The organism is Rhodococcus sp. NPDC060090, assembly GCF_042729855.1.
Lineage (GTDB): Bacteria > Actinomycetota > Actinomycetes > Mycobacteriales > Mycobacteriaceae > Rhodococcus.
The window spans coordinates 129,904-150,434 of sequence record NZ_JBHWXB010000001.1 but is presented as its reverse complement, the minus strand read 5'-3'; the positions used below and the strand labels follow the sequence as shown (position 1 = coordinate 150,434).

Genomic DNA, 20,531 nt, shown 5'->3' with positions numbered 1-20,531 from the left:
GCATACCCAGGTGTGAACTCCGCGAACCGTGTGTGCTGATGCGTCGGACCGGGTACGAGGAAAGTGCACCCTACGTCCGGAGGAACCGATGCCCGATCAGTACCGCATGCAGCACCCGGGGGAGCAGTATCCGACGCCACCGCTCGACCGGCAGGAGGAGATCCCGTATCCGGGTCTCACCTCGGAGATGGCGTCGGAGCCCGACCACGGAGAGCGAACGTATCGGGGCAGCGGCCGGTTGGAAGGCCGACGCGCTCTCGTCACCGGCGCAGATTCGGGCATCGGTCGAGCCGTCGCCGTGGCGTTTGCGCGAGAAGGCGCCGACGTCGTCGTCAGTTATCTCGATGAGGAGGAGGATGCGCGCCGCACTGCCGCGCTGGTCGAGGAAGCGGGGCGCCGGGCAGTGACAGCGCCGGGCGACATCCGGGCAGAGGAGTTCTGCCGCGACTTGATCCGCACGACCGTGTCCGAATTGGGTGGGATCGACATCCTCGTCAACAACGCCGCCTACCAGCACATGGAGCCGGGCGGTATCGCGGACATGACCACCGAGCAGTTCGACCGTGTGATGAAGACCAATCTGTATGCGCTGTTCTGGTTGTGCAAGTACGCGGCAGCGGAGATGCGTCCGGGCTCCACGATCGTGAACACCACCTCGATTCAGGCCAGCAGCCCTTCTCCCGGCCTGCTCGACTACGCGACAAGCAAGGCCGGGATCGTGAACTTCACCAGAGGTCTCGCCGCGGATGTCGCTGCGCAAGGGATACGCGTCAATGCGGTCGCACCCGGACCCATCTGGACTCCGCTCATTCCGGCGACGATGACCCGTGAGGCGTATCAGCAGTTCGGTGCCGACGTTCCCCTCGGCCGTCCGGGGCAGCCGGCCGAACTCGCTCCCTCGTACGTCTTCCTCGCGTCCCAGGAGTCGAGCTACATCACCGGTGACACCATCGCGGTCACGGGCGGGACGCCCTTCGGCTGATGGGCGGGATGCCCTTCGGCTGACGGGCGGGGCGCCCTTCGGCTGACGGGCTCACCGCGTGCCACCGGCATCGCCGTCACTGCAACGCTTTCCCTTCCGTGCTCGCTGCCTGCGTAGTGCTCACGGTCTCGTGCGACGGTTCCGGAATCCGAGTACCGAGAGCCGCGGGCTCGTCCGTATGCATCTCGCCGACCTCCGACTTGAGGATCCGCAGCGACCGGCCGAGGCCACGGGCGGCCTCGGGCAGCTTCTTGGACCCGAACAGAACGAGCATGACCACCGCGACGATCGCCCAATGTGCGGGGCTCATCGCGCCCATCAGCCGACCGCCTCGTCCGTGGGATACACCGCGTCGACCTCGACCTCGACGAGCCAGCCCGGGACGGGGAGGCTGCCGACCTCGAGTGCGAACCGGCTCGGGCGGGCCTCGTTCCGCTCGAGCGGCGCTGCGGGGTCGGCGGTCCCGAGCGGAACGAGTTCGGTGTCGCCGGTCTCGAGGTTCGTGTTCGCGAAGAATTGGCGGTAGGCGCGGTTCCAGCCGGCGTAGTCGGCCCGATCGGAGCCGGGCGCGTTGTCGAGGAACACCCGCATCGTGGTGACGTCGGCGAGTGTCAGGCCTTGCAATTCGAGGTTGGCTCGAATGTTCTCGAGCACGTTGATGCCCTGCGCTTCGGTGATAGTGACGCCCTCCGGTAGCGCGCCACCGCTGAACTGTGAGGGGATATACGATTCCGGGCTACCCTGCGGTGCAGCCGAGTTCGACGCGGTCGGGCCGAGACCGCTGGACTTGTAGACGGTCGCGCCGGAACTGATCGTCACGCCCTCGGCAATCATCGGGTTCGTCTCACCGGGTGAGATCACCGCCTGAGCGACCGCGGTGGGCTCGCTGGGTGCATCACTGTCGTCACTCTCGGACGAGCAGGCGGTCAGGACGACGGCAGCAGTTGCGAGGCTCGCGGCCAGTGTTGCAGTACGGAGGGTGTTGCGCTTCATGACTTCTCCTGAAGGTCGTTGGTTGTCAGGCTGCTGCGACGCGCTGGTGCAGCGCGGTGACGACGTCGCGGGCGGAAGTGAACGCGCCGTGCTGCCACGCGATCGCATTCGAGAGGTGGTCGCCGGCGAAGTAGATTCGGTCGACAGGCTTCAGCAGCAGTTCGTACTCGGGGGTGGCACTGTCGCCGTGCCCGTAGCTCGATCCCTTCCAGCTCATCCAGGCCCCTTCGGAGTACTTCATCCGGCGCCAGCTTCCGGAGAACGAGGAGGCGATGTCGCGGCCGTACTTGTCGCCGTGGATCGTCATGCCCTCGGCGACCGCCTTCGCCAGACGTTGTTCGTGAGTGAGGGATTCGAAGGCGAGGTGCCGTCGCCCGCTGGTGTAGTACCCGACGACGACACCGCGGTCCGAGCCGTAGTGGTCGTACGGGAACATGATCTGGCTGATGTCCTTGTCTGTGTTCGATGCCCCGCCGTAGATGCGGTCCTCGGTTTCCCACCAGCGGCGGGTGTACTCGATTCCGAGTTTGCCGCCGGAGGCGGGCACGGCCGCGGTCAGGGCGTTCAGGACATCGGCGGGCAGGTTGTTGTCGAAGCGTCCGATCAGGTTCGGCGGGACCGTGCAGATGCAGTAGTCGGCGGTGATCGACTTGCGCGAACCGTGCTGCGTGTAGGCCACGGTGACCCCCTCGGGGACGTTCTTCATCGACGTCACCTCCGCACCGAACTGGATCTTGTCGGCGCCGATCTTCTCCTGGAATGCGTAATAGATGCGGTCCATGCCGCCGACCGGCGTCATCATGATCGTGGCCTGGTCGTAACCGAACTCGAAGCTGATGTTGCGGCCGAGTCCGGAGCGGATGACATCGGGCATCGCGAACGGCTCGGTCCTGGTGCCGAAGTTCAGGCCGGCGCCGGGCTCGTCGGAGAACCCGCGACGCGACGACCCGATGTAGCGTCCGTCGCTGGACAGATCGCCGAAATCGCTGAGGAACTCCGACAGTGCGTCCTTGTCGTCGGGGGACAACACGTCGTCCAGTGCGCCTCTCGACGCCGCCTTGTGCAGCAGTTCCGACATGTAGCCGAAGGTGTCGGCTTTCGCGGCGCGATACTGGACCGACTGCCCCGAGAGTGGGGTGTCGCTCTGATAGTTGACGAGCGTGTTCGCGTTCTGGTTGCCGAACGGCTGGATCTCCACGCCGAGTTCGTGGCAGTAATCGAGGGCGATGTGACTCTGCGGAATGCGCGTGGCACCGAGGTTGTAGTAGTGCCCATCGGCGAACGTGCAGGTCTGGGTCTGTCCACCGATCTCGGTTTCCGTGGTGCCGCCTCGCACCGAGTAGACGCGCCCACCCGGCCGGGTGCGTGCCTCGAGGACCGTCACGTCGTAGCCGGCCTTACCGAGTTCGTAGGCTGCGCACAGGCCCGCGGGTCCGCCACCGAGTACGACCACGGACTGCGAGCCGGGTGCCTTTCCGATGAGGTCGCCCATCGCGGGAGCCTGAAACCGGCTGGGGGCTCCCACCGCCGGCGCGAGACCGAGTGTGGACATCGCCCCGTAGGCCAGCCCGACGCCGCCGGTGATGCCCAGGCCTCGCATGAATGATCTTCTGGTGACGCTCACTTCGTGTCTCCCATCGCCCTGTCGCTGTCGGGACCAATCGTGGAGTGGACGTGATTCCGGATCGATACGGCGACGCAACGGTTGCGCGGCGGCGAGTGGGAACGATCGGACGGCGGCTTCTCACTCGGATCGGCGGCGCACGACTCACGCCCGAAACACTCGGGAAACACATCGTGGCTAGGTTCTGCGAGGCCGGTGTCGAGCTCACCGGAAAGAGGGAGGTGTCATGACCGAGACATCTGCATTGGCGGATGCCATCGCGCGGTCGTTCGCGTCTCGAGAACCTCGGCATGCCGCGGTCTCGCCCCTCCATGCGCTCGGCCGCAGGCAGCTGTCGGGTTGGGAGGTTCTCGCTCAATCCGTCGCCACCACAGCGCCGGCAGCCTCCATGGTGCTGCTGCCCCTCACGATGCTGACCCACCAGGCGCTGGCCTCGGGTCTGATCGCGATTGTCGTGGCGACGGTCTTCGTCACGATGATCGCCTGGTGCACCACACAGTTCACTCGGCGGATGGTCGCGTCCGGGGGCTTCTACGCGTTCGTCGCGAAGGGCCTCGGTGCACGTGCTGCTCTGGCCGCCGGCATAGCGATGGCTGTGAAGTATCTGGTCAGTGGCGCGTTGAGTCTGTATTCCGGCGGGCTGGCGGTGATCACCATCGCGGCCCTGTGCGGGATCGAGATCCGTGGTCCCGCGACCCTCGCGGTATACCTGGTGATCGCTGCGGCGATTCTCGTCGCGCTGCTGCGCGGTGTTCGGTTCGCGGCACTCGCGATCCTCGTGATCGAGGTCTGCTCACTGGTTTTCATCGTCGGGCTGATGATGGTGTCCGGTGTGGAATCGACGCCACTGCAACCGCTTCCTGAGGGCGGCTCCGGAATGTGGCTTCCCGTCGTCCTCGCTGCCCTGTTCGCCTTGGCCGGCTTCGAGAGTGCGACATTCATCGGACCCGAAGCGCGGCGCCCGATGGTCACCGTCACCCGTACTGTGCTCGCCACTCCGATCATCTGCGGAACCCTGTTCGTATTCGCCGGATGGGCCGCCTGGAGCGGGCAAGCCGACACCCTGGTCGGGGCATACCTACACGGCACGTCGACCGGTGTGAACCCGGCGGTGGTTGCGTTGCTGCACATCGGGATGTGCTGCTCGTGGCTTGCCTCCTCGATGGCCTCGTCGAATGCCGCATCGAGACTGCTGTATTCGATGGGCGTCGAAGGTGTCCTGCCCAGAGCGTTCGGGGTGGTGCACAGCGGATTGCGCACTCCGTGTGTTGCGCTCGTCGCTGCAGTGTCGGTCCTCGCGCTCGTCGCGTCGGCTCTTGCCGCAGTCGACGCCAGACCGGACTGGATCAACGTCACGTTGCGCGTCGCACTGCTCATCGCCTACGTCCTGGTAGCAGCCTCGGCGGTGGCGTTCCTCTCCCGGATCCGGGAGTCGACGCCGGCGATCGCCCGGATAGGTGGCCTCGGAGCCGCTATCGGCGTCGCGACGATCGGATTCATCGTCGCGGATCACATACTGGACGGCCGGTTCGCAGGACTCGTCGCCGTCGTTGCTGTTCCGGTGAGTGCGACGCTCTGGTATCGATATCTGAGCCGCGCGCGCCCGGCGAGTCTCGCCGCGGTCGGGATATTCGACAGTCCCGGTTCGGAAGACGTGCTCCCCGGTTCGGGCGCATTCGCCGAGAACGCTCGAGGCGACATGGCTCTCGTCGGTGTCGACCATCCGGGTGCGGAGCAGCGATGAGTGTCGGCTCGGGAGGGCATGAGCCGCGAGCCGTTCAACGCGCCCTCGCGATGCTCGAGGCCGTCGCCACTCTCGGTGCGGGCGCGTCGGCGCGAGACATCGCGACACTGACCGGCACCCCGCCTGCGACCGCATACCGGCTCCTCAACCTCCTCGTGGCCGACGGGTATCTCGTGCGCGTGGAGGACCTATCGGGTTTCGCGCTCGGGTGCCGGATCCGCGAACTCGCCTCTGCCGCGCCCGATCCGTTGCAGGACGTCGACTCGGGCCCCGTCGTCGAAGAGTTGCGGAGCCGGACTCGGTACGGCATCTACCTCGCCTCCTACAGCGGTGGGCGAGTACACCTGGTGGATCGCGACCCCGACCACGAACTGCCCGGCGAATCGACGTGGACCACGCACCTGCATGCGTCGGCGATCGGCAAGTTGCTCCTGGCGCAGCGGCCCGAACTGATCGGGGCCGGCCGGCTGCGCCGCGTCACCGAGCGCACCAAGATCGAGCCGTCGGAACTGATGGCGGAACTGCGGGGCGTCCAGGACTCGGATGCTGCCTACGAGGTCGACGAGAGTCGTATCGGGCGGACCGCACTCGCCGTGCCCGTGCGTTCGAGCGACGGACGGCTCACCGGAGCACTGACCGCCACCGGACGCACAGGAAGGCTCGACGTGAATGATTCGGCCGTCTGGGAGCTGCTGCGGTCGTACGCCTCGCTGCTTCGGGAGTCACGAGCCGTCCTCTGATCACGAGCGGACTGAGGTAGACGAGGCATCCATGCGCTCGGAGGTCGAGGCCGGTCTTGTACTGTTCGAACCGACGTAGGGAACACCGGTGCGAATCCGGGGCTGTCCCGCAACTGTCACCGAGGAGCGATCCCCCAATTCATGGTCACGGCCCGTACGGGTTGGAAGGCCGGGGGAGAGCGTCGATCCGGGAGCCAGGACACCTGCGTCGACCGAGGCAACACCACGAGGATGGACATGAACACTTCGATATTCGCCGCCCGCACGGGGCGGCCCACAATGCTGCGTGTCGGTGTCGCACTCATCGCTGCGGCGATGACCGTGGCAGGTTGCTCGTCGAGCGACACCGAGACCGATACCACCGAGCAGGACATCACCGCGTCGTCGACGTCGAACTACCCGCTGAGCATCGAGAACTGCGGGCGCACCGTCACGATCGATGGGCCTCCCCAGCGGGCTGTGTCGCTCAACCAGGGGTCGACGGAGATCCTGCTGTCGCTCGGCCTGGCCGACCGCATGGTCGGCACCGCGACCTGGACCGACCCGGTGCGCGAGAACCTCGCGGCCGAGAACGAGAAGGTCCCGCGCCTCGCCGACAACAATCCTTCCTTCGAGGTCGTGCTCGACACCGAACCCGACTTCGTGTCGGCGTCCTTCGGTGGCACTCTCGGTGAGGGCGGTGTCGCGACGACGGAACAGTTCGAGCAGCTCGGGGTGCCGTCGTACCTGTCGCCCACCGATTGCGACGGAAAGGACGACAACAGCGTCAACTCCGACGGCAACCGCACCGAGCCCCTGACGATGGATTCGGTGTACAAGGAGATCCGCGACCTCGCCGCGATCTTCGATGTGGCGGAGCGCGGCGAAGCATTCGTCGCCGAACTCGAGCAGCGGTACGAGACCGCTGCGGGCGAGATCGATGCCTCCGGAGTGTCGCTCGCGTACTGGTTCGCCGACACCGCCACCCCGTACGTTGCGGGCTGCTGCGGATCGTCAGGCATCATCACCAACTCCGTCGGTGCGGAGAACGTGTTCGACGACACCACGAACGAGTGGCCGCAGGTGAGCTGGGAGTCGATCCTCGACCGGGATCCCACCGCACTGGTGCTCGGAGACCTGAGCCGGCGCAGTATCGCGGGCGACGCACTCGACAGCAAGATCGAATTCCTCGAGTCGAATTCGGTGACCCAGCGTCTGACAGCGGTGCAGAACAAGCGGTACATCGTCGTCAACGGTGCCGACATGAACCCGTCGATCCGTACGATCGACGGGATCGAGAAGGTGGCCGACGCGCTGCGCGAGTGGAACCTCGCGGGCTGATGGCGTCGGCGACGAAGTCCTGGTCGCCTGTGGAGCGTGCCCCGGTCGCGGCGGCCGTCGTTGCGATCGGGCTCGCGGTACTGGCGATGTCGATCGCTGTGACGGTCACGATCGGCCCCGCTGAACTATCCGTGACGGACGTGTACGCGGTGATCTTCGATCGGATCGGTCTGGCGGACAGTTCGGTGAGCGCGATCCGCGAAGGGATCGTGTGGGAATTGCGACTGCCGCGGACCCTGCTGGCTGCGGTGTGCGGAGCGGGTCTCGCGGTGTGCGGTGTGATCATGCAGTCGTTGCTGCGCAATCCGCTGGCCGACCCGTTCGTCCTGGGTATCTCGTCCGGCGCATCGACCGGCGCCGTGATGATCGCGGTGCTCGGCATCGGCGGCGGTGCCGTGTCGCTGTCGGGTGGTGCCTTCCTGGGTGCGCTCGCGTCGTTCGCGCTCGTGCTGCTGCTCGCCACCGGCGCAGGGGGCGGGACCTCACGCGTCGTACTGGCGGGTGTTGCAGGAACACAACTGTTCTCGGCGTTGACGTCGTTCATCGTCATCTCATCTGCCGACGCCGAGCGGACCCGCGGTGTGCTGTTCTGGTTGCTGGGGTCGTTGTCCGGGGCCACCTGGAGTGATGTCGTGCTCTGCGGAGCGGTATGTGCGCTGGGAATCCTGGTATGCCTGTTGCGGGCTTCTGCCCTCGACGCGTTCACCTTCGGTACTTCGACGGCCGCGACGCTGGGTATCTCGGTGGGGCGTACCCGCCTGATGTTCCTGATGGTGACCGCGCTGATCACCGCGGTCCTGGTGAGTGCTGCGGGTGCGATCGGGTTCGTCGGACTCGTTCTGCCGCACGCCGCGCGTTTCCTCGTCGGACCCCGGCACAGTCACCTCGTGCCCGTCACCGCCGTGGTGGGTGCGGTCTTCATGGTATGGGTGGATGCGGTGGCCCGCACCGTGTTCGCGCCGCAGGAGGTACCGGTGGGTGTGGTGACCGCCCTCATCGGCGTGCCGGCCTTCGCGCTGATCCTGTTCCGTACGAGGAGTACGCCGTGACACTGTCCGCACAGTCGCTGCGATGGAGCCGCGGTGGGAATCTCGTGATCGACGATGTAACGATCGACCCCGTGCCGGGGGAGACGATCGGGCTGCTGGGGCCGAACGGGTCGGGTAAATCGTCCCTGCTGCGCTTGCTCGCAGGCATCGATCATCCCGATGGCGGGACGGTGGCTCTCGATGGAAGGGACATCGGGAGTCTCGGGCGCCGCGATCTGGCGCGCCGGGTCGCGATGGTCGGGCAGCACGCGCACACCGAGGTCGACATCCGGGTGCGAGATATTGTGAGGCTCGGTCGAATTCCGCACTCCGACGTCTTCGGACGTGACGAGGGTGGAACGGACGCCATCGAGCACGCGCTCGTGGTGACGGGGATGGCTGAGTTCGCCGACCGGTTGTGGCGCTCGATGTCGGGTGGGGAACGTCAACGAGCGCAGATCGCCCGCGCTCTCGCGCAGGAGCCCGAGGAACTGCTGCTGGACGAGCCGACGAACCACCTCGACATTCAGCACCAGCTCGACATTCTCGAACGGGTCGCGGCACTGCCGGTCACCAGCTATGTGGCGCTGCACGATCTCAATCTCGCAGCGATGTTCTGCGATCGGGTCGTGGTGCTCTCGAAGGGAATGATCGTCGCGCACGGCGCACCGTCCGAGGCGTTGACCACCGACATGATCGAGCAGGTGTACGGGGTGCGGGCCTCTGTCACCGATGATGGCGGCATTCCGGTCGTCCGCTACCACCGAGTGGGCCGATCTGCGGCTCCAGGATTTGGTGTTCTCGACCGCGGATAGCGGTCGAGAACACCACACTTTCAGCCGGAGCGACTCAAGGTCAGATACTCGCTGAAGGTCTGGGTACCGACCGCGCGTTCCGGGGTCAAATTGTGTCCTGCGCGGAAGGCCGCAAATGCCCGTCCAGGGATGTGTATTGGCCAAATGCGTTTTCGTGCATTGATCGAATAGTTGTAGGTGCGGGCGAGGTCGCGAGTACTGACGATCTCGGGGCCGCCGATTTCGGGGACTCGACCGGCCGGTGAAGCCGACGCCAGCCGGGCAAGCTCGTCGGCGACCTCGGCCGCGGCGATCGGCTGGATCCGGATATCCGGTGTGAGAAGGACGGGTAGGCGTCTCTGGAGGGTGAACACGCGGGCCACCAGTTCGTGGAACTGCGTGGAACGCAGGATGCTGTACCCGAGCCGGGATCGTTCGAGTTGTTGTTCGACCTCCACTTTGCCCGTGTAGTACCCGAAGGGGATCCGGTCCACGCCGACGATCGAGATGAGCACGACGTGCTCGATGCCGGCGACTCGTGCAGCCGAGAAGAGGTGCCGAGCGGCGCGGACGTCCGCACGTCGAGAGTTGCCGGTCGCGCAGTGCACAACCGTGTCGGTTCCCGCCAATGCGTGCGCGATGCCTTCGTCGCGGCCCAGATCGGCGACTGCCCACTCGAGCGCAGCTCTCGTGTCGGTCGCTCTGTCGCGACGGCTGACGACGCGCACCCGACGCCCGGCGTCCAGTAGACGGTCGACGACATGATGGCCGACGGTGCCGGTGCCGCCCGTGACGACTATCGGTGACAAATGATCCGTAGCAGTCCTTCGGGTCAGATCAGGAGTAATCCAACTGCCGACAGTGCGAAGCCGAGCGCGATGACGCCAACCCGCACATAGTGGTAGCGGTCCCAGGTGTCAGCTTGCTCCTTCCAGTCCGGCGGCGCTCCCTCTTCTGCCCATCGGATCGAGCGATTGTTGATCGGTACGAGAAGCAGGACCGACATCACGACGCTGACCAGCAACAACGCCGACGCCCCCAACGTCATCCATGCAGTGGTGTCGCCCCACCCCAGAATCGTCCACAGAATCGCAATGGCGAGCGTGCCGATGTACCAGAACGGCATCACGCGTCCGAGCACCCGCGCGCCGTCGCTGCGAGCAGCCACACCGGCATCGTCAGGAATTCGATACATGATCGGATTGACGAATACTGCGATGGCGAATTCCACTCCCACCAACATGCCGAAGACCACGACCGTGGTGACTGCAACTGCATTCAGCATGGAAACCTCCTAGATATAGCAATGCTAGAAATTAGATCGACGATAACATTTCGACGACCCAAGATCTAGCGCTGCTAGAATCATGGAATGTCAGTGCAGGAGCGCAAAGCGCGTGAGCGGGCTTCCCGCCACAGGTCGATCATCGCGGCAGCGCGTGAGATGGCAGAGGCAGAAGGGTGGGACGCCGTCACCACTCGGCGATTGGCCGAACGGATCGAATACAGCCAACCCGTGCTCTACAGCCATTTTCGGGGTAAGGACGAGATCATCGCGGCTGTCGCACTGGACGGATTTTCCGAGATGACCCTGGAGTTGTCCCGAGCGGTCTCCGGAACCCACTCGCCACGCGCCGCTGTCGCTGCCCTCACGAGTGCCTACATCGCGTTCGGAGAGCGACATCCTGCCGTGTACGACTCGATGTTCAACCTCGACAACGGACTGCCTTTCGCGGACCCTGCGACCCCGGCCCCGATGCGTGAGTCCTTCCAAGTCCTACACGACACGTTGACACTGGTCGCGGGAACCGTCGAACCGGGTCTGCTGGCCGAGGTCTACTGGGCTGCAGTGCACGGTCTGGTCGAGCTCACCCGAACGGGCAGGGTTCCTCCGCAGGACACCGCACGTCGCATCGAGGTGCTCGTCGATCGCTTTGCCGTCGAATGAGGGGCCGGGCGTGGTCCGGGAGGATTTCTTCCGGACCACGCCGGTTCAGCGTCGACTACCAGAGGCGCCGGGTAGCCAATTCTGCGCCCTTGGTGAGTGATTCGAGCTTCGCCCACGCGATCTGTGGGTGGATGCGACCGCCGAGACCGCAGTCGGCCGAGGCAATCACATTCTCGGGGCCGACGACGCTCGCGAACCGCTCGATCCGGTCGGCGACGAGTTCGGGGTGCTCGACCACATTCGTGGCGTGACTGATCACGCCGGGCACGATCTGCTTGCCATCGGGTAGCGTCACGTCTTCCCATACCCGCCATTCGTGCTCGTGACGGACGTTCGCGGCCTCGAACGAATACGAACCGGCGTCGATCGTCAGCATCGTCTCGACGAGGTACTTGAACTCGAGATCGGTGGTGTGCGGGCCGTGCCAGCTGCCCCAGCACAGGTGGAAACGGATCCGGTCCTCCGGTAACCCACGCAGGGCGTGGTTGAGCGCCTCGACGCGGATGCGGGTGAATGCGAGATAGTCCTCCACCGTGGGTTCCGGGTTGATCTGATCCCAGTTCTCGGCGATCGACGGGTCGTCGATCTGCAGGATCAGCCCGGCATCGATGATCGCCCGGTACTCCTCGCGCATCGCGTCCGCGCAAGCCCAGATGAACTCTTCTTCGGATGTGTAGAACTGATTTCCGATTCGCGATGCGCTGCCGGGTGAGAGCGAGGTGATGAAGCCGTTCTCTGCCCCGGATACAGACAGGGCGGCCTTCAAGTTCGCAATGTCCGACGCGATCGCATCATGTCCGGTGTAGGTGACGGGACCCGTCGCGGTCGGAAACACCGGCGCCTCGTCACCGACGGAGACACCGCTCTTCGGATCGCCGTACGCCTCGGCGAACGTGATCCAGTCACGTCGGTCCGGGAACGTCGTGAGCTGCACGTTACCGGGTGTCGACCGGACAGGATCGTCGCCGAACGGTCCACCTTCGGTCAGTTCCAGCCCGGACAGACGCTGGAACGAGTACGACCACCAGGCGCCGTAGTCGACGGCCGAAGACATCGCTTTTCCGTATTCGCCGTCGCCAGGTGTGGTGATCCCGAGGTCGACCTGGCGACGGACCAAGGCCTCGACCTGTCCGGCGAGTAGTTCCGAATAGTCGCTCGTCGTGTCGAGCCTGAAGCCGTCTGCGGCCTCCCGGCGTGCCCGGTTGGTAGCCACCAGTACGTCGGTTCGAGGCAGGCTCCCGGCGTGCGTGGTGCGAATGTGCTTCGTTGTCATGATGATCGAGTGCTTTCTGTGAATCGTTAGCGGTCGAGCTCGGACCGAACCGTTGCCGCCGCAGCGACGAGGTTCGTCAACGACGCTGTGACCTCGTCGGTGCCGCGCGTCTTGAGTCCGCAGTCCGGGTTGACCCACAGGCGTTCGGCCGGAACTGCGCGCAGGGCTTCGCGAAGAGATTCGGCGATCTCGTCCTCGCCCGGAACTCGCGGTGAGTGGATGTCGTAGACGCCGGGACCGACGCCGAGGTCGAACCCGACCGCATTGAGGTCGTCGAGAACCTCCATATGCGAACGTGCAGCCTCGATGGAGGTGACGTCGGCGTCGAGTTCGGCGATCGCCTCGATGACCTCACCGAATTCCGAATAGCACAGGTGGGTGTGGATCTGGGTCGAATCCGCTACGCCGGACGTCGCGAGCCGGAAGGCCCCCACTGCCCACTTCAGGTACTCCGTCTGCTCGGAGACACGGAGCGGCAACAGTTCTCGCAGAGCGGGCTCGTCGACCTGGATGATGCGGACTCCCGCGGCCTGCAGGTCCACCGTCTCCTTTCGGATGGCCAGGGCGATCTGATCGGCGGTGTCGGCGAGGGGCTGGTCGTCGCGGACGAACGACCACGCGAGAATCGTCACGGGACCGGTGAGCATGCCCTTGACCGGCTTCTCGGTGAGCGACTGCGCGTAGGTGATCCAATCGACGGTCATGGCGTCCGGGCGCGCAACATCGCCGTAGAGGATCGGCGGACGCACGCAACGGCTGCCGTACGACTGGACCCAGCCGTTCTCGGTTGCGAAGAAACCGTCCAGCTGCTCGGCGAAGTACTGCACCATGTCGTTTCTCTCCGGCTCGCCGTGTACGAGCACGTCGATTCCGAGCTTCTCCTGCAGTGCGACCACCTCGGCGATCTCGTCACGCATCCGCTGCAGGTACTCGGCCCGCTCGATCTCGCCCTTGCGCAGTGCAGCTCGGGCGACGCGGATCCGGGTGGTCTGCGGGTACGACCCGATCGTGGTGGTCGGCAGCAAAGGCAGGTCGAGGTGCTGGCGCTGGATCTCGCGGCGCTGATCGGCCGACGTGCGAGTGCGGTTCCCCACGATCGAGTCGAGCATGCCGCGCACCTGGTCGTTGCGCAGGCGAGGATCGGACGCGCGTACTTCGGCGGCGGCACGAGCCGCGTCGAGCTCGGAAGCCACGGCGTCGCGACCCCTGCGCAGTGCTTTCGACAGCGTCGCAACCTCCGCGACTTTCTCCGTGCCGAATGCCAGCCACGTGCGCAGCGACTCGTCGAGGCCCGATTCCGCCTCGATCGTGTACGGAACGTGCAGCAACGAACACGACGACGACACAGCCACCGAGCCTGTGGAGCCGAGCAGTGTCGCGAGCGTGGCCAGTGCCTTCTCCAGATCGGTGCGCCACACATTGCGGCCGTCCACCACGCCCGCCACGATCATCTTGTCTGCCAGGGCGGGCAGTCCGGCGATGTCGGCCGAGTCACCTGCGACCAGGTCGACCGCGAGGCCCTCGACACCGGTGCGGGCGAGTGCGCCGAGCGCAGGACCGAGGTTGCCGAAGTAGGACGCGACGAGGATCGCGGGCCGGTCCTGTGCCTGCGACAGCGTGCCGTACACCTGCTCGACTGCGGCGACGGTCGCGTCGTCGAGATCGCGGACGAGTGCGGGCTCGTCGAGCTGCACCCACTCGACCCCGACGGCGGCGAGCTGCGACAACAGGTGCTGATAGAGCGGGACGAGTTCACCGACACGGTCGAGCAGCAGGTCCTGTCCGTCGACGGACTTCGACAGCAGCAAGAACGTCAGCGGGCCGACGACGACCGGTCGGGCCGGAACACCGAGCGCGTGGGCCTCGGCGACCTCGCCGAGAACCTTCGACGCGTCGAGCGTGAAGACGGTGTCGGGGCCGATTTCGGGTACGAGGTAGTGGTAGTTGGTGTCGAACCACTTCGTCATCTCGAGCGGTGCGACGTCGTCATTGCCTCGCGCGGCCGCGAAATAGCGGTCGAGGTCGTCGGCGATACCGGATACACGCGGCGGCAGTGCGCCGAGCATCGCGGCGGTGTCGAGGACGTGGTCGTAGAACGAGAATGTATTGACGGGAATCGAATCGAGCCCTGCGTCGCGCTGCGCAGCCCAGGTGCCGGCGCGCAGATCGGCAGCGACCTTCTCCAGTGCGTCGCGATCGATCTTTCCGGCCCAATAGGATTCGACGGCTTTCTTGAGCTCGCGGTTCGGTCCGATCCGTGCGGATCCGAGAACGGTGGCGTGGAAAGCAGGTGCAGAGGATGTAGACACTGGTGGTACTCCGGTGGTCGGTCGTGGATGGCCCACCGCCCGTAGAGTGCGCGAATCCGACCGAGCCCCGGTGTCTCCGACTGTGTCGGAGCGAAAGCGCAGCGGGTCCGCGCGCCCAGTCCTCGAGGCGGCACACCGCCGGGCACGGCGTGCCCGGCGCAGATGGCAGGTATTCGGACTTGCAAGCGCCCGAGCCGATGGGCCCGTACCTACTGGCCGTCGCTTCCCGGGGCGGTGCCCAGTGCTGATGACGGCGGTCGTTCTTGCATACCGCTGCGGGACAGTCCCGGATTCTCACCGGGTTCCCTCTTCCACACCCCGCTGAGGGGTGCTTCGACGCCGCCACGGTCTTCGGGGCTCCTCACGACCGGCACGGCGAACCAACTACATCCCGGAGTATAGCCACGTCCTCGTTCGAACGGGCAAAGCAGAAAGAACAGTGACAACGCAGCCAGACAGATGCAACCGTTCCGCAGGGTTGTATCTGTCTGCGCGCGTTGTATTTCGGTCGGTGAGAGCCGTCGGCTGTGCTGGTCAGGAGTGGCGGAAGCCTGTGCCTGTTCGGTCACGGGGATCCGGCTCCAGGCCGAGGAATTCCGATCGAATACGGTCCCATGCCTCGAGGTGCGCCCATGCCGGTTCGTCCGTCAGCTGCTGCATGTTGGTGAGGAACGGGGTGGGCAACATGACGGTGAGCATCTGTTCGCCCCGGCCGTTGAACAGGCGCGCACCCCACGACGTCGGTGCGTCGTCCTTACCGATCCTGCGGTACAGCTCAGCCCGGCTGCAGCGACGGATACGGCCGAGCTCCGGTCCGCTCGCGGTGTGTTCGCCGATGCACAGGTGGAAATGCCAACGGCCGAAGTCGACGGTCGCATATCCGTCGTACATCGAGATCTTCTTCGGAGCATTGGGTGCCGCGACCTCGAGCGCCGAGCCCTCGATGAGCAGGCCGAACCACATGTCGTTCCAGTACTCGTCGAACAGCAGCCGGATCAGTCGCAGCAGTGAGTCCTCGTCGGTGGGAAGCGGCCAGCGCTGTTCACGGCCACCGTCCTCGGTGTCGACGACCTCGGGGTCGAATGCGACTGTCACAGAATCTCCTTCGTCGGTGCTTTCGGTGGGCTGGGGAAGACGCAATCGCCGCACACGCCGCCGCCCGGGACGCGGTAGTACAGGCAGCAACTGCGACGTCGACCGGTGGATCGGACTATCGCGGCGACCAGACGTGGATCGTCGAAGAGGGCGTCGATGTGTGCCTGCGCCGCGTAACCGATCACGCGTCCGGCCCCGATCAGCGCGGACGCGGAGTTACCCCACATCAAACCCGGCGCGACGATGTCGCTCCACGCGTCGATGAGCGGTTCGAGCTGGGTGTCGAGGATTTCGCCGGTGGAGGACCCGAACTCTGGGTTGACGATGTGCAACCGCAGACCGTCGTCGTTGCACCACAGCAACGTGCTCGGGTCGAGGCGGACACATCGCCCCGAATCGACGATCGAACCCAGCGCGACCGACCACAATCGGGCGGCGTAGCCGAAGAACAGGGTCGACGCGGCCACTCGCGTCTCGTCGGTTCCCATCCGCTGTGCGGTATCCGACACCAGCGCGTCTCGAATCATGCTGTCGTGCAGCGCAGATGTCGGCCGCCACAGGCCGTCGGGCACAGGGCCGGTACTCACCGAGAAGTAGGGACTTCGCGCGGCGATGCGCTCGAGTACTGCAGCAGCGTCAGGCACGGCTGTCCCCACTGTCGAGAGCGACGGAATCGAGGTCGAACACCAGTGTGCGCGGATCGAAGCGCATCCGTCCACGATCGAATGCTGCCCCGATCCGACCGGACTCGGCCAGAGCTGCGGGGGAGTCGCACGTCAGCGTGCGATCGGCGTCGAGCAACCACATTCGGTCCGACACACGCAGCGCGAGCTCGAGCTCGTGGGTGGACATGATCACGGCGAGGTTCTGTTCGACAGCGAGGCGCCGCAGTACGTCGACGAGTTCGACCCTGGACGGCACATCGAGGAACGACGTCGGTTCGTCGAGCACCAGCAACGACGGGTCCTGAGCGAGGGCGCGTGCGGTGAGCGTGCGTTGTCGCTGCCCGTCGGACAGCTCGCTGAACTGCCGGGACTCCAGTTCTGTCGCGCCGACCGCGTCGAGCGCCCAGTCCACCGCGGCCTTGTCCTCGGGCGAAAGTCGTGCGCTGGCAGGGAGGTGTGGCGTTCGTCCGAGAGCGACGAGTTCGCGCACCGTCAGCAGGCCGGGATCGATGCGTTCGGTGAGGACCACCGAAATCCGGGTTGCGAGGTCGGCGGGACGCACAGACGCCACGTCATCGCCGTCGATCAACACCGTGCCTCGCAGGGCCGGCTGCAGACCGCACAGCGTACGTAGCAACGTCGATTTTCCGGCACCGTTGGGACCGACGAGAGCGGTGAGCTCACCGCGGCGGGCTACGGCGTCGAGACCGGCCGCGACTTCGGTGACCTCAGTGCGTCGCAGTGTGCGTCGACGGGTGTAACCGATCGTCACGTCACACAGTTCCACCCCGTTCACAACGCTGCTCCCAATGCTCCACGCCGGCTGCGGACGAGTACGACGATGACGACCGGTGCGCCGACGAGCGCGGTCACCGCGTTGAGCGGGAAGACCGTGTCGGTGCCCGGCATCTGGCTCGCCACACCGCATACCAGCGCCACCACCGCACCGAACAGTGCGACTCCGGGCAGCAGCACCCGATGATCGGAGGTGCCGAATGCCATGCGCGACAAGTGCGGAACGATGAGACCGAGGAATCCGATGGGCCCGCAGAAGGCAGTGGTGACGCCCGCGAGCAGTGCAGCCGATACCACCGTCGTCAACCGGACGACGCGGATATCGATGCCCATCGACCGCGCGTACCCTTCCCCGATCAGCAGCGCGTTGAGGGCCCGAACGGTCAACAGTGCGACCGCGATGCCGGCGACCACTACGGGAACCAGCAACTTCAGGTCCGACCACGTGGTCGCAGTGAAACTGCCGAGGCCCCATACGAGGAACTGCTGAGCGCGCTGCGGGTCGGTGTAGACGAGGAGCACCGAGACGACCGCTGTGGTTGCCGATCCGAGCATCACACCGATGAGCAGCAGCGTCACCGCCGAACGTACCCACCGCGACAGCACCACGATCAGCATCAGTACGCCTGCCGCGCCCAGCGCTGCGGCCATGACGATTCCGGCTCTGCCGAGTCCGGCGAGATTCGCGGTGAATCCACTGGCTCCACCGGCACCGGCCACGACGACCAGCGCGACACCGAGACTCGCACCGGAGCTCGCGCCGAGGATGTACGGGTCGGCGAGCGCGTTGCGGAACAGGGTCTGCATCTGCAATCCGGCGATACCGAGCGCCGCGCCCACCGCGATCGCGGTGAGCGTGCGAGGTAGCCGAAGGTCGCGGATGACCATGCCCCAGCGGGGATTCTGTGCGTCCTGGCCGAGCAGCACGCGCAGGGTTTCGCCGAGCGGCACCGTGACCGAACCCACCGTCACCGATACGACGGTGGCGATCACGAGCGCCGCGATCAGTGCGGCGAACACCACTGCCGCGCGCCGGACACGGGCCGGGGGAGCGGAGGTCTCAGTGAGTGGAGGTGCCGCACCGAGTACGGCGGTCATGCCGGGAGTTGCTGATAGAACGTGAACTCGTGCTCGGGCAGCAGCTCGGGATGCAAGATGGCGACGAGGTCGGACAGGACCAGATCCGGTCGCAACACGCCACGTTCGTAGTAGTCGTTACCGCCGCCCGGTCCGAGCGCTTTGTTCGCGTTCCACACCTGACCGGTGCCGGCCGCCGCGAGCTCGCCGTAGCGTTCGTCGTCGGCGAGGGCGTCGCCGATGGAGGTCCAGCTGTTGACGACAAGCCAGGTCGGTGAGTCGGAGGCCTCCGCAACCACGGCCTCGAAGTCGAGGGGCAGCGACCCGGTGCTGGTGACGTCCTGCCACGGCCACGTCGCCCCCGCATCGCTGAACAGGCGGCCCATGTAGCTGCCGCCCGACGACATGTACCAGGTGCCTTGCGACATGCTGCCCAGCAGCACGGGAAAGCCTTCGGTATCCGCCGCTTTCGCAGCGACCTCGAGGTAATCGTTGCGGATTCCGTCGTAGACCTCGGCTGCACGGACTTCCGTGCCGGTCAGTGCAGCCATCACCTTGATCCACTCGGCGCGACCCAGCGGCGACGCTTCGAGCCACTCGGCGTTCGCGACCACACCGATCCCGGCGTCGCGCAGCTGCGCGTATGCGGGGTCGTCGGTACCGCCGGTCATCACGACGTCGGGTGCGGCGACGACGACGGCCTCGGTGTCGATGGTGCCGCCGCCCGCGTATTCGGCGACGTCTCCGGATGCGATCCGATCGACGACCGCGGTGTCGCTTACATAGGATCCGTTGGACACGCCGGTGAGTGCGTCGAGCACGCCGAGCTCGGTGACGAGCGGCAGGTGTGTCGTCGAACCCGAATACAGGCTGCTGATCGGCACCGAGATCTGCTGAGCATCGGCGAGATCGTCCGACAGTTCCGGTTCCGGTGCGCCACACTTGACCAGCACGTACGACTCCGGTTCGGCACCGGGAAACGGCTCGTCGACGGTGAGTACCTGGTAGCTGTTCTCGTAGGTGATCGAGAAATTCTCGGCGTCGGCGATCTCCGACTTGTCGGGGAAGTAGTCGACTCTCGAATCGAAGTCGGTGATACAGCCGTCTGAGGCAGCTGTGTCGGTATCGGTGGTGGCGGTCGAGCACCCTGCGAGTGCCAGACCCGCGACTGTCACAGCGCTGAGAAATCTGAGTGGTACGGCGCGAACGCGCATGGCGAAGACGCCCTTTCTCGGGGTGATCCGCCCCGTCCAGGTGAGTACGGCGACGTGAGTATCTGGCTCCCGGGAAACTGTCCCCGGTCACAGTGGCGGGACCGCGCCGGAATCACACCGGCTTCCTCATGCGTCGTCGCATACGACGTCGGGAACCTAACACACGGACCAAGGCGGCAATACGGACCGGGCTGTCCATGGCTATCGTGGAGATCACCACAACGATCGAAAGGACCGGTATGGGTGTCAGCTTGGCCAAGGGTGGAAACGTTTCGCTTTCGAAGGAGGCGCCGAACCTCACGGCGGTGACGATCGGACTGGGCTGGGATGTCCGGGCCACGACGGGAACCGACTTCGATCTCGATGCCAGCGGACTGGTGGCGGGTGCAGGCGGAAAGGTGCTTTCCGACCAGCACTTCGTGTTCTACAACAACCTGCGTTCGCCCGACGGCGCAGTCGAGCACACCGGCGACAACCTGACCGGTGAGGGCGACGGCGACGACGAGTCGATCAACATCGACCTCGTCGCCCTGTCTGCGGACGTGCAGTCGATCGTGTTTCCGGTGTCGATCCACGACGCCGACGCGCGTGGCCAGTCGTTCGGGCAGGTGCGCAATGCGTTCATCCGCGTCGTCGACCGTTCCAACGACCGTGAACTCGCCCGATACGACCTGACGGAGGACGCTTCCACCGAGACCGCGATGGTCTTCGGTGAGCTGTACCGCCACGGCAGCGAGTGGAAGTTCCGGGCCATCGGCCAGGGCTACGCATCGGGGCTCGCGGGTATCGCGCGGGACTACGGCGTCAACATCGGCTGACCCGGTAGCGGTCCGCCGACGAGGCGTGTGGGGTGCCCGGCGGCCCCCCCGCCCCCCCCCCCCCGGGTTGGGGGGGGGGCAGGATGAGGTGAACCCACCCCGGGGCGCCCGG

General features: G+C 65.8%; 20 protein-coding genes and 3 riboswitches. Of the genes, 8 read left to right on the top strand and 12 right to left on the bottom strand.

All coding sequences use genetic code 11. The annotated features are described in order from the left end of the window. The first annotated feature begins 88 nt into the window (after positions 1 to 88). A complete protein-coding gene (locus ACFWCF_RS00685) occupies positions 89 to 982 on the top strand; it encodes an SDR family oxidoreductase (RefSeq protein ID WP_378555926.1) in 894 nt (297 codons plus the stop codon). A 76-nt stretch (positions 983 to 1,058) separates the two neighbouring features. On the opposite strand, the gene tatA is transcribed toward ACFWCF_RS00685, so the two are convergent. The 3 genes from tatA to ACFWCF_RS00670 are packed head-to-tail and all read right to left on the bottom strand — an operon-like array spanning position 1,059 to position 3,575. Next, a complete protein-coding gene (gene tatA / locus ACFWCF_RS00680; RefSeq protein ID WP_378555924.1) occupies positions 1,059 to 1,301 on the bottom strand; it encodes a Sec-independent protein translocase subunit TatA in 243 nt (80 codons plus the stop codon). Next, positions 1,301 to 1,975 (bottom strand): Rid family hydrolase, encoded by a 675-nt coding sequence (locus ACFWCF_RS00675; protein WP_378555922.1) that lies wholly within the window; start codon positions 1,973 to 1,975, stop codon positions 1,301 to 1,303. Before ACFWCF_RS00675 ends, tatA begins: the two co-directional genes overlap by 1 nt. Positions 1,976 to 2,000: 25 nt before the next feature. Then, complete coding sequence (locus ACFWCF_RS00670; RefSeq protein WP_378556649.1) at positions 2,001 to 3,575, bottom strand: FAD-dependent oxidoreductase; 1,575 nt, start codon at positions 3,573 to 3,575, stop codon at positions 2,001 to 2,003. A 250-nt stretch (positions 3,576 to 3,825) separates the two neighbouring features. Between ACFWCF_RS00670 and ACFWCF_RS00665 the strand changes: the two genes are divergently transcribed. From ACFWCF_RS00665 to ACFWCF_RS00645, 5 genes are all read left to right on the top strand, one after another. Continuing rightward, a complete protein-coding gene (locus ACFWCF_RS00665; RefSeq protein WP_378555920.1) occupies positions 3,826 to 5,343 on the top strand; it encodes an APC family permease in 1,518 nt (505 codons plus the stop codon). Further along, entirely contained in the window at positions 5,340 to 6,083 is a 744-nt protein-coding gene (locus tag ACFWCF_RS00660; protein WP_378555917.1) for an IclR family transcriptional regulator, read from the top strand. The genes ACFWCF_RS00665 and ACFWCF_RS00660 overlap by 4 nt, the downstream gene beginning before the upstream one ends. 56 nt (positions 6,084 to 6,139) lie before the next feature. Next, positions 6,140 to 6,309, top strand: a riboswitch (cobalamin riboswitch). A gap of 53 nt (positions 6,310 to 6,362) precedes the next feature. Then, complete coding sequence (locus tag ACFWCF_RS00655; RefSeq protein WP_378556647.1) at positions 6,363 to 7,403, top strand: ABC transporter substrate-binding protein; 1,041 nt, start codon at positions 6,363 to 6,365, stop codon at positions 7,401 to 7,403. Between the two features lie 86 nt (positions 7,404 to 7,489). Then, entirely contained in the window at positions 7,490 to 8,452 is a 963-nt protein-coding gene (locus tag ACFWCF_RS00650) for a FecCD family ABC transporter permease (RefSeq protein WP_378556645.1), read from the top strand. Next, complete coding sequence (locus ACFWCF_RS00645) at positions 8,449 to 9,246, top strand: ABC transporter ATP-binding protein (RefSeq protein WP_378555915.1); 798 nt, start codon at positions 8,449 to 8,451, stop codon at positions 9,244 to 9,246. Before ACFWCF_RS00650 ends, ACFWCF_RS00645 begins: the two co-directional genes overlap by 4 nt. A 20-nt stretch (positions 9,247 to 9,266) precedes the next feature. Here ACFWCF_RS00645 and ACFWCF_RS00640 read toward each other — a convergent pair whose 3' ends face one another. Together ACFWCF_RS00640 and ACFWCF_RS00635 are read right to left on the bottom strand one after the other, a co-directional pair. Continuing rightward, positions 9,267 to 10,034, bottom strand: coding sequence for an SDR family oxidoreductase (locus tag ACFWCF_RS00640; protein ID WP_378555913.1), 768 nt, complete (start codon positions 10,032 to 10,034; stop codon positions 9,267 to 9,269). 23 nt (positions 10,035 to 10,057) lie between these two features. After that, complete coding sequence (locus ACFWCF_RS00635) at positions 10,058 to 10,510, bottom strand: anthrone oxygenase family protein (RefSeq protein WP_378492458.1); 453 nt, start codon at positions 10,508 to 10,510, stop codon at positions 10,058 to 10,060. Positions 10,511 to 10,597: 87 nt separating this feature from the next. On the opposite strand from ACFWCF_RS00635, the gene ACFWCF_RS00630 reads away from it, so the two are divergent. After that, positions 10,598 to 11,173, top strand: coding sequence for a TetR family transcriptional regulator (locus ACFWCF_RS00630; RefSeq protein ID WP_054805766.1), 576 nt, complete (start codon positions 10,598 to 10,600; stop codon positions 11,171 to 11,173). 55 nt (positions 11,174 to 11,228) lie between these two features. On the opposite strand, the gene ACFWCF_RS00625 is transcribed toward ACFWCF_RS00630, so the two are convergent. The 7 genes from ACFWCF_RS00625 to ACFWCF_RS00595 all read right to left on the bottom strand — a co-directional run bounded on the left by ACFWCF_RS00625 (position 11,229) and on the right by ACFWCF_RS00595 (position 19,562). Beyond that, entirely contained in the window at positions 11,229 to 12,446 is a 1,218-nt protein-coding gene (locus ACFWCF_RS00625) for a cobalamin-independent methionine synthase II family protein (RefSeq protein ID WP_378555911.1), read from the bottom strand. 26 nt (positions 12,447 to 12,472) lie between these two features. Next, a complete protein-coding gene (metE, locus tag ACFWCF_RS00620) occupies positions 12,473 to 14,755 on the bottom strand; it encodes a 5-methyltetrahydropteroyltriglutamate--homocysteine S-methyltransferase (RefSeq protein WP_378555909.1) in 2,283 nt (760 codons plus the stop codon). A gap of 146 nt (positions 14,756 to 14,901) precedes the next feature. After that, positions 14,902 to 15,106: riboswitch (cobalamin riboswitch) on the bottom strand. A gap of 183 nt (positions 15,107 to 15,289) precedes the next feature. Continuing rightward, complete coding sequence (locus ACFWCF_RS00615; protein WP_378555907.1) at positions 15,290 to 15,850, bottom strand: hypothetical protein; 561 nt, start codon at positions 15,848 to 15,850, stop codon at positions 15,290 to 15,292. After that, the gene (locus tag ACFWCF_RS00610) at positions 15,847 to 16,494 is read right to left on the bottom strand and encodes a (2Fe-2S)-binding protein (RefSeq protein ID WP_378555905.1); all 648 of its coding nucleotides are present in this window, start codon (positions 16,492 to 16,494) and stop codon (positions 15,847 to 15,849) included. The genes ACFWCF_RS00615 and ACFWCF_RS00610 overlap by 4 nt, the downstream gene beginning before the upstream one ends. After that, entirely contained in the window at positions 16,487 to 17,311 is an 825-nt protein-coding gene (locus ACFWCF_RS00605; RefSeq protein ID WP_378555903.1) for an ABC transporter ATP-binding protein, read from the bottom strand. The genes ACFWCF_RS00610 and ACFWCF_RS00605 overlap by 8 nt, the downstream gene beginning before the upstream one ends. Beyond that, the gene (locus ACFWCF_RS00600) at positions 17,308 to 18,408 is read right to left on the bottom strand and encodes a FecCD family ABC transporter permease (protein WP_378555901.1); all 1,101 of its coding nucleotides are present in this window, start codon (positions 18,406 to 18,408) and stop codon (positions 17,308 to 17,310) included. The genes ACFWCF_RS00605 and ACFWCF_RS00600 overlap by 4 nt, the downstream gene beginning before the upstream one ends. Next, positions 18,405 to 19,562, bottom strand: coding sequence for an ABC transporter substrate-binding protein (locus tag ACFWCF_RS00595; protein ID WP_378555899.1), 1,158 nt, complete (start codon positions 19,560 to 19,562; stop codon positions 18,405 to 18,407). The genes ACFWCF_RS00600 and ACFWCF_RS00595 overlap by 4 nt, the downstream gene beginning before the upstream one ends. Positions 19,563 to 19,636: 74 nt before the next feature. After that, positions 19,637 to 19,767, bottom strand: a riboswitch (cobalamin riboswitch). A gap of 73 nt (positions 19,768 to 19,840) precedes the next feature. Between ACFWCF_RS00595 and ACFWCF_RS00590 the strand changes: the two genes are divergently transcribed. Next, positions 19,841 to 20,419, top strand: a complete 579-nt coding sequence (locus ACFWCF_RS00590) for a TerD family protein (RefSeq protein WP_378555897.1) — start codon at positions 19,841 to 19,843, stop codon at positions 20,417 to 20,419. Positions 20,420 to 20,531 lie beyond the last annotated feature (112 nt).

What these genes read in the sequence shown, in the direction of transcription:
- ACFWCF_RS00685 (WP_378555926.1), top strand. Translation starts at nt 89, where the DNA reads ATGCCCGATCAGTACCGCATGCAGCACCCGGGGGAGCAGTATCCGACG.
- tatA (WP_378555924.1), bottom strand. Translation starts at nt 1,301, where the DNA reads ATGGGCGCGATGAGCCCCGCACATTGGGCGATCGTCGCGGTGGTCATG.
- ACFWCF_RS00675 (WP_378555922.1), bottom strand. Translation starts at nt 1,975, where the DNA reads ATGAAGCGCAACACCCTCCGTACTGCAACACTGGCCGCGAGCCTCGCA.
- ACFWCF_RS00670 (WP_378556649.1), bottom strand. Translation starts at nt 3,575, where the DNA reads ATGCGAGGCCTGGGCATCACCGGCGGCGTCGGGCTGGCCTACGGGGCG.
- ACFWCF_RS00665 (WP_378555920.1), top strand. Translation starts at nt 3,826, where the DNA reads ATGACCGAGACATCTGCATTGGCGGATGCCATCGCGCGGTCGTTCGCG.
- ACFWCF_RS00660 (WP_378555917.1), top strand. Translation starts at nt 5,340, where the DNA reads ATGAGTGTCGGCTCGGGAGGGCATGAGCCGCGAGCCGTTCAACGCGCC.
- ACFWCF_RS00655 (WP_378556647.1), top strand. Translation starts at nt 6,363, where the DNA reads ATGCTGCGTGTCGGTGTCGCACTCATCGCTGCGGCGATGACCGTGGCA.
- ACFWCF_RS00650 (WP_378556645.1), top strand. Translation starts at nt 7,490, where the DNA reads ATGTCGATCGCTGTGACGGTCACGATCGGCCCCGCTGAACTATCCGTG.
- ACFWCF_RS00635 (WP_378492458.1), bottom strand. Translation starts at nt 10,510, where the DNA reads ATGCTGAATGCAGTTGCAGTCACCACGGTCGTGGTCTTCGGCATGTTG.
- ACFWCF_RS00630 (WP_054805766.1), top strand. Translation starts at nt 10,598, where the DNA reads ATGTCAGTGCAGGAGCGCAAAGCGCGTGAGCGGGCTTCCCGCCACAGG.
- ACFWCF_RS00625 (WP_378555911.1), bottom strand. Translation starts at nt 12,446, where the DNA reads ATGACAACGAAGCACATTCGCACCACGCACGCCGGGAGCCTGCCTCGA.
- ACFWCF_RS00600 (WP_378555901.1), bottom strand. Translation starts at nt 18,408, where the DNA reads ATGACCGCCGTACTCGGTGCGGCACCTCCACTCACTGAGACCTCCGCT.
- ACFWCF_RS00590 (WP_378555897.1), top strand. Translation starts at nt 19,841, where the DNA reads ATGGGTGTCAGCTTGGCCAAGGGTGGAAACGTTTCGCTTTCGAAGGAG.